Source organism: Streptomyces sp. 4N124 (assembly GCF_052245395.1).
Lineage (GTDB): Bacteria > Actinomycetota > Actinomycetes > Streptomycetales > Streptomycetaceae > Streptomyces.
In genome coordinates this window covers 22,367-35,390 of sequence record NZ_JBQQBS010000004.1, presented here as the reverse complement: position 1 = coordinate 35,390, position 13,024 = coordinate 22,367, and the positions used below count along the sequence as shown (strand labels likewise).

Genomic DNA, 13,024 nt, shown 5'->3' with positions numbered 1-13,024 from the left:
GTGCACGTTCCTGCCGAGGCCCCGCCTCACACCCTCGCAGCGGCCGTGTCCGCTCGCTTGGCGAGCGCGGCGGCGGCAGCGCCCACCAGTCCCGCGTCCGTCCCCATCTGCGCCGGCACCACGGTCAGGCGCTGCACGAACGAGAGCGTCGCGTAGTCGCTCAACGCCTTGCGCAGCGGCGTGAAGAGCACGTCGCCCGCCTTGCCGACGCCCCCGCCGATGACGGCGATGTCGATCTCGACGAGGGTCGCGGTGGCCGCGATGCCGGCGGCCAGGGCCTGGGCGGCGCGTTCGAAGGAGGCCACGGCGACGGGGTCGCCCTCACGGGCGGCGGCGGCCACCGCGGCGGCGGAGGTGTCACCGTCGGGCCCCGGACTCCAGCCGCCTTCGAGGGCGCGCCGCGCGATGTTCGGGCCGCTCGCGATGCGCTCCACGCAGCCGCGCGAACCGCACGGGCAGTCGTCGCCGTCGAGATCCACGCTGATGTGCCCGATATGGCCTGCGTTGCCGGTCGGCCCGGGATGCAACTGGCCGCCCAGCACCAGGCCGCCGCCGACGCCCGTGGAGACGACCATGCACAGCGCGTTGTCGTGGCCGCGGGCGGCGCCCTGCCAGTGCTCGGCCGCCGTGATCGCCACTCCGTCGCCGATCAGCTCGACGGGCAGCCCTCCGGCAGCGGCCCGCACCCGCCGTACGAGTGGGTAGTCGCGCCAGCCGGGCACGTTCACGGGGCTCACCGTGCCCGCGGAGGCGTCCACCGGGCCCGCGCTGCCGATGCCGAGCGCGGTGGCCCGTCCCCACAGCTCGGACGCGGTCAGCTCGCCGAGCACTTCCTCGACGGCCTCCATCACGGTGTCGCCGTCCTCCTGTGCCGGAGTCGCGCGCTGTGCACGCACCAGGATGCTGCCGTGGCCGTCCACCAGCGCTCCGGCGATCTTGGTGCCGCCGATGTCGAGCGCAGCCACGAAGTCGGTGTGCATCTGTGTCTGATCTCCCGGTCAAGGATCGGTTCTCCCCGTCAACCACGGGAAAAAGGCGGGCCGGTCTCACGGTGGGGACGTAGGCCGGAGATTGCGGTGGACAGTCTCTCCCGCATCTGACAACGTTGTCCAGGCTCTATGCTCGACGCCACATCCTCATACATACCCATGGCCCGACGCATCCCCGTGGACGACAGGACAGGACACCGCACTGTGCCCGAGACCAGCCGCCGTGCAGATCGCCTCGCAGACCGCATCTCCGGGAACCGCTACGGCAATCGTCCGACCATGAAAGACGTGGCGGCGCGTGCGGGAGTCGGACTCAAGACCGTCTCGCGCGTGGTCAACGCGGAGCCGGGGGTCACCCCGGAGACGGAGCGCCGCGTCCAGGAGGCCATCGACGCGCTGGGCTTTCGCCGCAACGACAGCGCTCGGGTGCTGCGCAAGGGCCGTACGGCGAGCATCGGCCTGGTCCTGGAGGACCTCGCGGACCCGTTCTACGGTCCGCTCAGCCGCGCGGTCGAGGAGGTGGCCCGCGCGCACGGTGCCCTGCTCATCAACGGTTCCAGCGCGGAGGACCCGGACCGTGAGCAGGAACTGGTGCTGGCGCTGTGCGCACGCCGGGTGGACGGGCTGGTGGTCATCCCGGCCGGCGACGACCACCGCTATCTGGAGCCCGAGCTGCGGGCGGGCGTGGCCACGGTGTTCGTGGACCGTCCGGCCGGGAAGATCGACGCCGATGTGGTGCTGTCGGACAGCTACGGCGGCGCCCGCGACGGTGTGGCCCACCTCATCGCCCACGGTCACCGCCGGATCGGCTTCATCGGCGACATGCCCCGCATCCACACGGCCGCCGAGCGGCTGCGCGGCTACCGGGCGGCCATGGAGGACGCGGGGATACCGGTCGAGGATTCCTGGATGTCGCTGGGGGTGACCGACCCCGTGCGGGTGCGTCGCGCGGCCGAGGAGATGCTCTCCGGCCCCTCGCCGGTCACCGCGATCTTCGCGGGCAACAACCGGGTGACGGTCACCGTGGTCCGGGTGCTCGCCGAGCAGTCGCGCCGGGTCGCCCTGGTCGGGTTCGACGACATCGAGCTGGCCGATCTGCTGCAGCCGGGCGTCACGGTCGTCGCCCAGGACGCCGCCACCCTCGGACGTACCGCGGCCGAGCGTCTCTTCCGCCAGCTGGACGGCTCGCTGGTCGTCCCGGAGCGCATCGAGCTCCCGACCCGGCTGATCACCCGCGGGTCGGGCGAACTGCCGCCGACGGACTGAGGCGCCTGTGGACGACCGCACCCTGGAATCGCTGGGCCTGGCCGAGGCTCCGCGCGATCATCCGCTGCTCTACCCCGGTGTGTGGCCGAGCGAGTCCGGCCTCCTGGACGGCGACCGGCTGCTGCCGCTCGACCGTCTGGTGTACGAGGACCGCGTCCCCGTCCTCGCGGTCGGCTCCAACGCCTGCCCGGCCCAACTGCGGTACAAGATGGCCGAGTCCGGGATCGCCGCCCCCGTGCCGATGGTGAAGGCCCGGGTCACGGGCGTCGAGATCGGCGTCTCCGCGCATGTGAGCCGCATGGGGTACGTGTCCGCGTCGCCCTTCGAAGCACCGGGGCGAGTGCGGGAGTTGTTCATCACCTGGCTGGATGCCGAGCAGCTCGCGGTGGTCGACGCCAGCGAGGGCGTGCCACTGCCGGACGGCAACTACGGCCGCACCTGGCTGCCCGCGCCGGAGGTGCTGGTGGAGTTGGCCGACGGCACCGCGCTGCCCGGCGCGTACATCTACGTCAATCGCCGCGGCGTCCTGCACAACGGCACCGGCGCGCCGCGCACCCACCCGGGGCAGCGGGCCCTGATCACCGAACTCCTCGCGGGTTCGGCGCGGTTGAGGGAGCTGTTCGGCGTCACGCCCGAGGAATTCTGCACGCGCGCACGTGCCGACGGGCGGGTGTGCGCGGCGGGGACGCGGCTGCTCGGCGAGGAGAAACTGGTGACGGCCTCGGGTCTGGAGCGGTATCTGCCGGTTCAGCAGACCGGGAGCCCGGGGACCGGCTCGTCGTTGTTGCCGCCCTTGATGTAGACGTCGCTGATGTACACGCCCGCGTTGCCGCTGTCGTCGTCCGTCTTCGCCCACCAGACGTTGGTCCACTCGCCGTAGGTCTCCCGGCGCCCCAGGTTGGACTGGCAGTAGAAGTAGTTGGTGCCCGCCTTGAGGACGCCGGCCTCGGCGCCGTCGGCGGTGTACGAGGTGGCGGTGCGCCAGACCTCGCAGTTGTACTTGCCACCGCCTATGGACACACAGGCCACCGTCGGTGCCGGGGTGGTCGCACCGCCCCCGCCGTTCGCACCGCCGCTGTTGGAGCCGCCCTCCGTGGTGCCGCCGCCGGCGGACTTGGTCGGTGCGGGCGAGGAGCCCTGGCCGCCGGACGTGCCCTCGCCCTTCTCGGGCGGCGTCGTCGTCGGAGTGCGCGTCTTCCCGTCGCCCTGCTCCGTGGGCTTGGCGGAGGCGGAGCGGTCGGCGTCGGGGCTGCCGGACGCCGAGGACGTGGCGCCGGCGGACGTGGTGGCGGAGGACGTGGGCCCGGCGCCGGCCTCCGCATCGCCGGTGTTGTTCAGCAGAGCGACGGTGCCGGCGGTGGCCGCGAGGACGACGGTGACGGCCGCGGCGGCCAGCAGGACGCGGCCCTTGCGACGGGAAGGAGGCGACGCGGGGATGGGGCCGGTGGCGGCCGAGGCCTGGGCGGCGGCGGAGCCGGAGCCGGGCCCTCCTGAGCCGTCCTGCACCGGCGAACCGAAGAAGGGCGTCTCCGAACCGGCCTGTCCCTCCTGCCCGGACCGTCCTGGCGCATCCGCCCCCTGTGCCGCCGACACGCCGGACTCCGGCGGCCCGAACCCCGGCGGTACCGCCGGAACGCTGCGCTGTGTCTCCTCCCGCGGCGCCCCGCTCCCCCGCAGCATCGTCGTCGGTACGTCCGTCCCGGAGCCGTCCGCCACCCGCTGCAGCAGCTCCCGCGCCGCGTCGGCCTCCGGTCGGTGCTCGGGCCGCTTGTCCAGCAGGAGTTGGAGAACGGGACCCAGGGGCCCGGCCCGGCGCGGCTCCGGCAGCGGTTCGGAGACGATCGCGGTGAGGGTGGAGTAGGTCGACGTACGGCGGAAGGGCGAGACGCCCTCGACGGCCGCGTAGAGCGTGGCACCCAGGGCCCAGACGTCGGAGGCCGGGCCGGGGTCGGCGCCCTGGGCCCGCTCGGGCGCCAAGTAGTCCAGGGAGCCGACGAGTTCGCCGCTGCGGGTGAGGTGGGTGGCGGAGCCGTCGCCCGGGTCCTCCATCGTGGCGATGCCGAAGTCGGTGAGGACGACTCGGCCGGAGCGTTCCAGCAGGATGTTGCCGGGTTTGACGTCGCGGTGCAGGACACCGGCGCGGTGGGCGGCGGCGAGCGCGTCCATCACCTTGGCGCCGATCCCGGCCGCCTCGCGCGGGTCGATGGTGCCGTGTTCACGCAACACGTCGTCCAGGGACGGGCCGTCCACCAGCTCCATGACGATCAGCGGGCGGCCGTCGACCTCGGCGACGTCGTGCACGGCCACGACTCCGGGATGGCGCACCCGGGCCGCGGCGCGGGCCTCGCGCTGCATCCGCACCCGGAGATCGGCGAGTTCGGGTCCGTCGGCGTCGGTGTACGTGCGCAGTTCCTTGACGGCGACCTCGCGGCCGAGCACCTCGTCGGCGGCTCTCCAGACCACGCCCATGCCGCCGCGCCCGAGCTGCGCCACGGCACGATAGCGCCCGGCCAGCAGCCGACCGATCCCGTCCGCCTGTCCGTACTCCCCCGAAGACACCGCCGCCCCGTTCCTGTGACCCGTCTGATGCGTGGTGTACAGACTAGGGGGAGCCAGTGACAACGCGGCCGGGAGACCTCGGCTGTGACAGCTCCGCTACTTCGTCACGTGGCGGACACCGTCAGATCGGCGCGCCTGGGCGCCGCGAAACCCTCCAGGTCGGCCCGGGTCAGCCCGGTCGCGCGGGCGACCTCGGCGATGTCGAGCGCGCCGCAGTCCAGGCCGCGCAGCAGATAGCCGCTGAGGGCCTTGGCGGTGGCGGGCTCGTCCATGACATCGCCGCCCGCCCGGTTGGCGTACCGGGTGAGACGGGCCGCGGCCTGCTCGAAGCCCTCGCGGTAGAAGGCGAAGACGGCCGCGTACCGGGTCGGGATGTGCCCGGGGTGCATGTCCCAGCCCTGGTAGTAGGCGCGGGCCAGGGCGCGCCGGGTGAGGCCGTAGTGCAGTCGCCAGGCGTCGTGGACCTTCTCGGTCGTACCGACCGGGAGGACGTTGGTGGAGCCGTCCGACACACGTACGCCCGTGCCTGCCGCCGCGACCTGCATGATCGCCTTGGCGTGGTCGGCGGCCGGGTGGTCGCTGGCCTGGTGGGCGGCGGAGACGCCGAGGCAGGCGCTGTAGTCGAAGGTGCCGTAGTGCAGTCCGGTGGCCCGGCCCTCGGACGCGTGGATCATGCGGGCGACGGTGGCGGTGCCGTCGGCGGCGAGGATGGACTGGCTGGTCTCGATCTGGATCTCGAAGCCGATCCGGCCGGGCTCGAGACCGCGCGCCTTCTCGAAGGCCTCCAGGAGCCGCGCCATGGCGGTGACCTGCTCGGCGTAGGTGACCTTGGGCAGTGTCAGGACCAGCCCGCCGGGCAGCCCGCCCGCCTCCATGAGGCCGGTGAGGAAGATGTCCAGGGTGCGGATGCCCCGGTCGCGGACCGGCGCCTCCATGCACTTCATGCGGATGCCCATGTACGGCGCCGCCGTGCCGTTCTCGTACGCCTGAGCGATCAGTCGCGCCGCGCGGGCCGCCGCCTCGTCCTCCTCGGCGTCCGGGCGCGGGCCGTAGCCGTCCTCGAAGTCGACGCGCAGGTCTTCGATGGGCTCGCGCTCCAGCTTGGCGCGCACGCGCGCGTACACGGGCTCGGCGAGCTCGTCCGCGAGGCCGAGGACGGCGGCGAAGGAGGCGGCGTCCGGGGCGTGTTCGTCGAGGGCGGCGAGGGCCTGGTCGCCCCAGGAGCGGATGGTGTCGGCGGCGAAGACATCTCCGGGGACATAGACGGTGTGGACGGGCTGGCGGGTGCCGGGGTCGCCGGGATAGCGGCGCTCCAGTTCGGCGTCGACCGGCGCGAGAGAGGCGCTGATCTCCTCGCTGACGGCGCCCGCGAGGCTCGTCGCCACCTGCTCCTGCTGGCCCTGACCCATCCCATACCCTCCTGTTTTCCGCAGTACGGAATCAACAATCCGTAGAACGAAGTTATCCGGGGATCTTCCCGCCGGTCAACACCACTTCCGTATCGGTCCACTCCGGGCTATCGGCATGTTCACGCCCATCTCACGTGACGGTAGAACACTTCCGTATGCACGACTCGTCCGGCAGCCCTACCGAAGGAGCCCCCGTGCCGCACCACAGCCGAATCACGCGCCGTCTGGGTCTGAAGGCCGCGTTAGCGGCGGCGGTCGCCGTTCCGCTCTCCAGTACAGCACTGTCCGGACCGTCCGCCTCGGCGGGCGAATCCCGATCCGCGGGCCGTCGCCTGAAGGTCATGTCCTTCAACCTCCGCTTCGCCAGCACCACCGAGCCCAACAGCTGGGCCGTCCGCAGACCGGTGATGCGCGAACTGCTGCACCGCGAGGCCCCGCACGTCATCGGCACCCAGGAGGGCATCTTCCACCAGCTGCTCGACATCGGGAACGATCTCGGCAGCCACTACGACTGGATCGGCACCGGCCGCCTGCACGGCAGCCGGGACGAGTCCATGGCGGTCTTCTACGACAGGCGACGCCTCACCCCCACCGAGTACGACCACTTCTGGCTTTCCGACACCCCGGACGTGATCGGCTCGAACACCTGGGGCGCGGGCTTCGCCCGGATGGTCACCTGGGTCCGCTTCCGCGACCGGCGCGACGACGGACGGGAGTTCTACGTCCTCAACACACACTTCGACCACGCCAGCCAGTACGCACGCGAGCGCTCCGCCGTGCTCATCGCCCAGCGGCTCACCGGCCTGGATCGCTCCCTGCCCTTCGTGGTGACCGGCGACTTCAACGTGGCCGCCCACAAGAACGTCGTCTACGACACCATGCTGGACGCCGGTCTCGTCGACACGTGGGACACGGCCGCCGAGCGCGGCCCGCTGTACGCGACCTTCCACGGCTACCGGCCGCTGACGCCGAACGGCGACCGGATCGACTGGATCCTGACCACGCCGGGGGTGACGGCGCACAAGGCGTCGATCAACACCTTCGCCGTGGACGGGCAGTTCCCGAGCGACCATCTGCCGGTGCAGGCGTCGCTGACCCTGGGATGAGCCGAGGCCCCCGCGACCGTCGGCACGGTCGCGGGGGCCTCGTTCAGCCGTCCGCGGATCAGCCCTTACGGGTCTTGATCTCCTCGGTGAGCTGCGGGACGACGTCGAAAAGGTCGCCGACGATGCCGTAGTCGACGAGGTCGAAAATCGGGGCCTCGGCGTCCTTGTTGATCGCCACGATCGTCTTCGAGGTCTGCATACCGGCGCGGTGCTGGATGGCGCCGGAGATGCCGGAGGCGATGTACAGCTGCGGCGAGACCGACTTGCCGGTCTGGCCGACCTGGTTGGTGTGCGGGTACCAGCCGGCGTCGACGGCGGCGCGCGAGGCACCGACGGCCGCGCCGAGGGAGTCGGCGAGCGCCTCGATGATCGCGAAGTTCTCCGCGCCGTTCACGCCACGGCCGCCGGAGACCACGATCGCGGCCTCGGTCAGCTCCGGGCGACCGGTCGACTCACGCGGCGTACGGGCGGTGACCTTGGTGCCGGTGGCCTTCTCGGAGAAGGCCACGGCGAGCGCCTCGACCGCGCCGGCGGCCGGAGCGGCCTCCACGGCGGCGCTGTTGGGCTTGACCGTGATGACCGGAGTGCCCTTGGAGACACGGGACTTGGTGGTGAAGGACGCGGCGAACACCGACTGCGTGGCCACCGGGCCCTCGTCGCCGGCCTCCAGGTCGATGGCGTCGGTGATGATGCCGGAGCCGATGCGCAGCGCCAGGCGGGCGGCGATCTCCTTGCCCTCGGCGGAGGACGGCACCAGCACGGCGGCCGGGGAGACGGCCTCGACCGCGGCCTGCAGGGCGTCGACCTTCGGAACGACCAGGTAGTCGGCGTACTCGGCGGCCTCGTGGGTGAGGACCTTCACGGCGCCGTACTCGGCGAGCGTGGCGGCGGTGTCGGCGGCGCCGTTGCCCAGGGCGACGGCGACGGGCTCGCCGACACGGCGGGCCAGCGTCAGCAGCTCCAGGGTGGGCTTGCGGACGGCACCGTCCACGTGGTCGACGTAGACGAGAACTTCAGCCATGGGACTTCTTCTCTCCTGCTTGCGAAAGATGAGGGGCGGTCAGCGAATCCGGGCTCAGACGAACTTCTGGCCCGCGAGGAACTCAGCGAGCTGCTTGCCGCCCTCGCCCTCGTCCTTGACGATCGTGCCTGCCGTACGGGCCGGACGCTCGGCCGCGGAGTCGACGACCGTGTAGGAACCCTCCAGGCCGACCTCCTCGGCCTCCAGGTCCAGGTCGGACAGGTCCCAGGACTCCACCGGCTTCTTCTTGGCCGCCATGATGCCCTTGAAGGACGGGTAACGCGCCTCGCCCGACTGGTCGGTGACCGACACGACGGCCGGCAGCGAGGCCTGCAGCGTCTCGGAGGCGGCGTCGCCGTCCCGGCGGCCCGTGACGGTGCCGTCCTCGACGGAGACCTCGGAGAGCAGCGTGACCTGCGGGACGCCCAGACGCTCGGCGAGCAGCGCCGGTACGACGCCCATGGTGCCGTCGGTGGAGGCCATGCCGGAGATGACCAGGTCGTAGCCGGCCTTCTCGATCGCCTTGGCCAGCACCAGCGAGGTGCCGATGGCGTCGGTGCCGTGCAGGTCGTCGTCCTCGACGTGGATCGCCTTGTCGGCGCCCATCGAAAGGGCCTTGCGGAGCGCGTCCTTGGCGTCCTCGGGGCCCACGGTCAGGACGGTGATCTCTGCGTCGTCGGCGTCCTCGGCGATCTGCAGCGCCTGCTCGACCGCGTACTCGTCGAGCTCGGAGAGCAGACCGTCCACGTCGTCCCGGTCGACGGTCAGGTCATCGGCGAAGTGCCGGTCGCCAGTGGCGTCGGGCACGTACTTCACAGTGACAACGATCCTCAAGCTCACGCCGGCTCTCCTACTGCATCGACATTTCTCTGCTGCCTACTTGCAGGCAGCATAGGCGCCCCAAGCGGCCGATCCCGGTCGGGGCGGCCTGCGCTCCGAGCGGAATATTACTCGTCAGTACACCCAGTTCCTGCCCGCTAAGCAAGCGCTTTGAACTGTGACCTTTGCAACGCAGCGTAACCGGAACTCGACGGTCCCGCAGAAGAGTCCGGAGCCCGGTCAGTCACGCAGTGCGGTGAACCGCCCCTGGTGGTACACGAGCGGACGTCCGGGCCCCGAGGGGTCCCCGTGCACGACCTCGGCGAGCACCACGCGGTGATCCCCGGCGGGCACGCGCGCGTGGACCCGGCATACGAGCCAGGCGAGGACATCGTCGAGGACGGGAACGCCTTCCGGCCCCTTCCGCCAGGCGGTGGACGGGCCGAAGCGGTCGGCACCGCTGCGCGCGAAGGTCGCGGCCAGCTCGCGCTGGTGCTCGCCGAGTATGTGCACCCCGACATGGTCGGCCCTGGCTATCGCGGGCCAGCTGGAGGCGCCGGTGCCGATACCGAAGGAGACGAGCGGGGGTGCGGCGGAGACCGAGGTGAGGGAGGTGGCGGTGAAGCCGACCGGGCCCCGGTCACCGTGGGCAGTAATCACGGCGACGCCCGCCGCGTGTCGCCGGAAGACGGAGCGGAACAGGTCGGTCGTGTCGGTCGTGGCGAGCTGAGGGGTGACCAGATCGGGCGTGGCCGTCATGGAGTGGTCCTTCTGCGGGGAGTGGGCAGCGGTCCTGTCGGTGTTCTGGGTGTTCAACGACCCGGACAGCGCGCGCTCGCGGTACGGACGAGGTCGATGTGCACCCGCCCGACGAGAAGGAGTTCCGAAGGCATACAGTCAAGCTGACGATAGATGGTGCACACAGTCAAGTACGTCCCATTACCTGGGAGATGGCTCACGCACTCACACCGCCTCCCCCAACGCCGCGATCACATCCGCCTTGCGCGGTTGACCGGTCGCCCGCCGCACCACGTGACCGTCGGCGTCGAGGACCAGCACGGTCGGGGTCTTGAGGATGCCGAGTCGGCGTACGAGTTCCAGCCGGGCCTCGGCGTCGATCTCGATGTGGGCCACGCCCGGCACCATGTCCGCCACCTCACCGAGGACCCGCCGGGTCGCCCGGCAGGGCGCGCAGAAGGCGCTGGAGAACTGCACAAGGGTGGCGCGCTCGCCGAGCTCCTGGCCCAACTCGGCCGCGCCGAGCCGCTTTTCGTCGTCGCGCCCGCGCACCCGCACTCTCCCGTTCCGCCGCCGACGCGGCACTCCGTGAGGGCCGCCACCAGTCCCCTCATCATCTCGTCAGCATGCGCACGACTCCAAAGATTCCTTCGCCCTGGTGCCGCCCTGGCTGGAGTTCGCGGCGACCGGCGCCGAGCTCGCCGCCGTGTTTCTCAATGCTGCATTCGGGTACTGCTGGGCTGCGAGATGTGCCTGGTCGTACGGAGAATCGCCGTACGCGCGGAGTAAAGGCGACGTAAAAGCCCGAGGTGGATCATGGGGTCGACGTGACGAGGATCTCGCCGTTCCCAGGCACCAACACTGGCTGTCCGTGCGTTCTTGGGGCACGATCTGCGAGATGCCGTAAACCTACGGCTGCGTAACTTTCCCGCCGGGAGCCCTTTCCCTGGCAGAGAAGGAAGGGTTCACTCCGTCCATGGCAGAGCTTGTCTACCGTCCCGTTGTCGGTGCCGCCCTCACCTTGTTCAAGGCGTGGGACCTGAAGATCGACTGCAAGGGGTCGGAGAACATTCCGCGCTCGGGCGGTGCCGTGCTGGTGAGCAACCACATCAGCTACCTGGACTTCATCTTCGACGGCCTGGCGGCGCTCCCGCAGAAACGGCTGGTCCGCTTCATGGCGAAGGAGTCCGTGTTCCGGCACAAGATCTCCGGGCCGCTGATGCGCGGGATGAAGCACATCCCCGTGGACCGCAAGCAGGGTGAGGCGGCGTACAAGCACGCGCTCGACTCGCTGCGTTCCGGCGAGATCGTCGGGGTCTTCCCGGAGGCCACGATCTCGGAGTCGTTCACGCTGAAGAGCTTCAAGTCGGGCGCCGCGCGACTGGCCCAGGAGGCGGGCGTACCGCTGATCCCGATGGCCGTGTGGGGCACGCAGCGGCTGTGGACCAAGGGCCACCCGAAGAACTTCAAGCGGAGCCACACCCCGATCACCATCCGGGTCGGCGAGGCGATCGAGGCGTCCCGCGACAAGTACGCCGGCGCCATCACGCGCCAGCTGCGTGAGGCCGTACAGGAGCTGCTCGAAGCAGCCCAGCGCGCCTACCCCGTACGCCCCAAGGACGCCCAGGACACCTGGTGGATGCCGGCGCACCTCGGTGGTACGGCGCCGACACCGGAAGAGGTCCGCGCGGCCGAGGCCCGCTAGAACCGCGCGTCACACCGACCAACCGGCTCCCGGCCGCGGCGTGTGCGGCGGATCAGTTCCGCGCCGGTTCCGCGGGACGGATCTCGATGTGTGCGCCGGGGCTGAACTTCTCCAGTAGCTCGGCGAGTTCGGCAGCCGCCGTCTCGACGTCGGCGACCGGCATCGGCGCCATACTCTCCAGCAGGAAGATCGCCGACACGGTCTCCTCGGTGAGCCGCGTGCGCGGCCCCTGGCGCCAGTTCCAGCGGCGGCAGGTCACCCCGGCCTCGTCGCACCACACGATCTCGCCGGCATCGGGGTGCTCGACGACTTCCTCGCCCGCGGCGACGGTCACGAACTCCTCGTCGCCGGTGGCCCGGACAAGACGCATGCCGCCCTGGATGTGGTCGAGGTCCTCGCCGCCCACGGGGATCAGGTGGGCGACGCTGATGGCGTTGTAGAGGTCGACGAGCACATTGATCCGGGGCAGCCCGGCCTCTGACAACGCCCGCTTGGCCAGCGCCTCCGCCGAGTTACGGGTGCGTGAGGGCTTCGAACCGAAGGCCGTGTAGGCCTCCCGCCAGGCCGCCATGTGCGGGTCCTCGTGCGGCGCGCGCCCGTCCAGGCGTACGGCGAGCCGTCGGGCCGCGTCGTCGAGGAGCGCCGAACTGGCGTCGGTGCTGGGCCCGTTGACGAGGCCGTGCGCCTCGATGGCGACGTGCGTGAAGCCGGGCGCGAGGGCGCGCACCTCGTCGGACACGGTCAGCGTGAGAGTCATGGTCGGCCTTGCCTCAGAGTGCGGTGGGGAGCGTCTGCCACAGGTGCGGCCGGTCGCGCGCCGCCTTGAGGGTGTTCAGCACGACCGGATGAGGTTCAGCGTACAGCACCGGATAGTCCACCTCATTGGACTTGGGTTCGGGCATGAACGCCAGCCGCTCACCGTCGAGCGAGAACTGTGCGTCCACGCCGGGCTTGTTACCCCTGGGGTCCTGCCGATGCCAGGCGCCGTTGAACCGGACGGCGACCAGACCGTGCACGACATGCCCATCGCCGTCGTCGGACAGCCGCTGATAGCAGAACGCCGTCGGAATGTCCTCGGCCCGCAGCAGCGCCGCGAGGGCGTGCGCCTTGGCGTAGCAGATGCCCGTGCCCTGTTCCAGGACATCGGAAGCGCGCCAGGTGACCCGCAGATCGCCGGAGTCCTGCGAGTGCGGGATGGTGTCGCGCACGAACTCGAACGCCAGCCGCGCATAGGCATACGAGTCCTGCGCCTTCCCGGCGAGGCGGGCAGCCGTCGTCCGTACGCGCGGATGATCGTGGTCGATGACGTCATCGGCAGCCAAGTAGGCGGACAGGTCAGGGGTTTCCTGAGTGAGCTCCATATCCGTAGAGCATAGGAATACGATCACCCGGCCGTCAATGAATTTTCTCGC

The 13,024-nt window shown here is 70.8% G+C and carries 14 protein-coding genes; 4 read left to right on the top strand and 10 right to left on the bottom strand.

The features are described from left to right. Window positions 1–26: 26 nt before the first annotated feature. Window positions 27–980: an ROK family protein gene (locus ACTWQO_RS05335; RefSeq protein ID WP_443236039.1), complete on the bottom strand. Its 954-nt coding sequence runs from the start codon at window positions 978–980 to the stop codon at window positions 27–29. Between the two features lie 168 nt (window positions 981–1,148). On the opposite strand from ACTWQO_RS05335, the gene ACTWQO_RS05330 reads away from it, so the two are divergent. Then, window positions 1,149–2,255 (top strand): LacI family DNA-binding transcriptional regulator, encoded by a 1,107-nt coding sequence (locus tag ACTWQO_RS05330; protein ID WP_443236038.1) that lies wholly within the window; start codon window positions 1,149–1,151, stop codon window positions 2,253–2,255. Window positions 2,256–2,262: 7 nt separating this feature from the next. Then, on the top strand, window positions 2,263–3,057 hold the full coding sequence (locus ACTWQO_RS05325; protein WP_443236037.1) for a hypothetical protein: 795 nt from the start codon (window positions 2,263–2,265) through the stop codon (window positions 3,055–3,057). Here the strand turns inward: ACTWQO_RS05325 and ACTWQO_RS05320 are convergent. Beyond that, window positions 3,003–4,814 carry a serine/threonine-protein kinase gene (locus ACTWQO_RS05320; protein ID WP_443236036.1) on the bottom strand — a complete coding sequence of 604 codons (1,812 nt, stop codon included), beginning with the start codon at window positions 4,812–4,814 and terminating at the stop codon, window positions 3,003–3,005. The genes ACTWQO_RS05325 and ACTWQO_RS05320 overlap by 55 nt on opposite strands. Before the next feature lie 104 nt (window positions 4,815–4,918). Beyond that, window positions 4,919–6,223 (bottom strand): DUF6986 family protein, encoded by a 1,305-nt coding sequence (locus tag ACTWQO_RS05315; RefSeq protein WP_443236035.1) that lies wholly within the window; start codon window positions 6,221–6,223, stop codon window positions 4,919–4,921. Between the two features lie 194 nt (window positions 6,224–6,417). Between ACTWQO_RS05315 and ACTWQO_RS05310 the strand changes: the two genes are divergently transcribed. Then, on the top strand, window positions 6,418–7,329 hold the full coding sequence (locus ACTWQO_RS05310) for an endonuclease/exonuclease/phosphatase family protein (protein WP_443236034.1): 912 nt from the start codon (window positions 6,418–6,420) through the stop codon (window positions 7,327–7,329). A gap of 58 nt (window positions 7,330–7,387) precedes the next feature. Here the strand turns inward: ACTWQO_RS05310 and ACTWQO_RS05305 are convergent, their stop codons facing one another. From ACTWQO_RS05305 to ACTWQO_RS05285, 5 genes are all read right to left on the bottom strand, one after another. After that, complete coding sequence (locus ACTWQO_RS05305; RefSeq protein WP_443236033.1) at window positions 7,388–8,350, bottom strand: electron transfer flavoprotein subunit alpha/FixB family protein; 963 nt, start codon at window positions 8,348–8,350, stop codon at window positions 7,388–7,390. A 54-nt stretch (window positions 8,351–8,404) separates the two neighbouring features. Then, window positions 8,405–9,190 (bottom strand): electron transfer flavoprotein subunit beta/FixA family protein, encoded by a 786-nt coding sequence (locus ACTWQO_RS05300; RefSeq protein WP_443236032.1) that lies wholly within the window; start codon window positions 9,188–9,190, stop codon window positions 8,405–8,407. A gap of 219 nt (window positions 9,191–9,409) precedes the next feature. Continuing rightward, window positions 9,410–9,928, bottom strand: a complete 519-nt coding sequence (locus ACTWQO_RS05295; protein ID WP_443236031.1) for a flavin reductase family protein — start codon at window positions 9,926–9,928, stop codon at window positions 9,410–9,412. 53 nt (window positions 9,929–9,981) lie between these two features. Further along, the gene (locus tag ACTWQO_RS05290; protein ID WP_443236231.1) at window positions 9,982–10,062 is read right to left on the bottom strand and encodes a putative leader peptide; all 81 of its coding nucleotides are present in this window, start codon (window positions 10,060–10,062) and stop codon (window positions 9,982–9,984) included. Between the two features lie 70 nt (window positions 10,063–10,132). Further along, on the bottom strand, window positions 10,133–10,459 hold the full coding sequence (locus tag ACTWQO_RS05285; protein ID WP_443236030.1) for a TlpA family protein disulfide reductase: 327 nt from the start codon (window positions 10,457–10,459) through the stop codon (window positions 10,133–10,135). 424 nt (window positions 10,460–10,883) lie between these two features. On the opposite strand from ACTWQO_RS05285, the gene ACTWQO_RS05280 reads away from it, so the two are divergent. After that, window positions 10,884–11,612: a lysophospholipid acyltransferase family protein gene (locus tag ACTWQO_RS05280; protein WP_443236029.1), complete on the top strand. Its 729-nt coding sequence runs from the start codon at window positions 10,884–10,886 to the stop codon at window positions 11,610–11,612. Window positions 11,613–11,664: 52 nt separating this feature from the next. On the opposite strand, the gene ACTWQO_RS05275 is transcribed toward ACTWQO_RS05280, so the two are convergent. Continuing rightward, the gene (locus tag ACTWQO_RS05275; RefSeq protein ID WP_443236028.1) at window positions 11,665–12,369 is read right to left on the bottom strand and encodes a B3/B4 domain-containing protein; all 705 of its coding nucleotides are present in this window, start codon (window positions 12,367–12,369) and stop codon (window positions 11,665–11,667) included. Window positions 12,370–12,382: 13 nt separating this feature from the next. Continuing rightward, window positions 12,383–12,973 carry a transglutaminase domain-containing protein gene (locus ACTWQO_RS05270; protein WP_443236027.1) on the bottom strand — a complete coding sequence of 197 codons (591 nt, stop codon included), beginning with the start codon at window positions 12,971–12,973 and terminating at the stop codon, window positions 12,383–12,385. Between the last annotated feature and the right edge of the window lie 51 nt (window positions 12,974–13,024).

What these genes read in the sequence shown, in the direction of transcription:
- ACTWQO_RS05275 (WP_443236028.1), bottom strand. Translation starts at nt 12,369, where the DNA reads ATGACTCTCACGCTGACCGTGTCCGACGAGGTGCGCGCCCTCGCGCCC.
- ACTWQO_RS05305 (WP_443236033.1), bottom strand. Translation starts at nt 8,350, where the DNA reads ATGGCTGAAGTTCTCGTCTACGTCGACCACGTGGACGGTGCCGTCCGC.
- ACTWQO_RS05280 (WP_443236029.1), top strand. Translation starts at nt 10,884, where the DNA reads ATGGCAGAGCTTGTCTACCGTCCCGTTGTCGGTGCCGCCCTCACCTTG.
- ACTWQO_RS05335 (WP_443236039.1), bottom strand. Translation starts at nt 980, where the DNA reads ATGCACACCGACTTCGTGGCTGCGCTCGACATCGGCGGCACCAAGATC.
- ACTWQO_RS05270 (WP_443236027.1), bottom strand. Translation starts at nt 12,973, where the DNA reads ATGGAGCTCACTCAGGAAACCCCTGACCTGTCCGCCTACTTGGCTGCC.
- ACTWQO_RS05330 (WP_443236038.1), top strand. Translation starts at nt 1,149, where the DNA reads ATGGCCCGACGCATCCCCGTGGACGACAGGACAGGACACCGCACTGTG.
- ACTWQO_RS05315 (WP_443236035.1), bottom strand. Translation starts at nt 6,223, where the DNA reads ATGGGTCAGGGCCAGCAGGAGCAGGTGGCGACGAGCCTCGCGGGCGCC.
- ACTWQO_RS05295 (WP_443236031.1), bottom strand. Translation starts at nt 9,928, where the DNA reads ATGACGGCCACGCCCGATCTGGTCACCCCTCAGCTCGCCACGACCGAC.
- ACTWQO_RS05290 (WP_443236231.1), bottom strand. Translation starts at nt 10,062, where the DNA reads ATGCCTTCGGAACTCCTTCTCGTCGGGCGGGTGCACATCGACCTCGTC.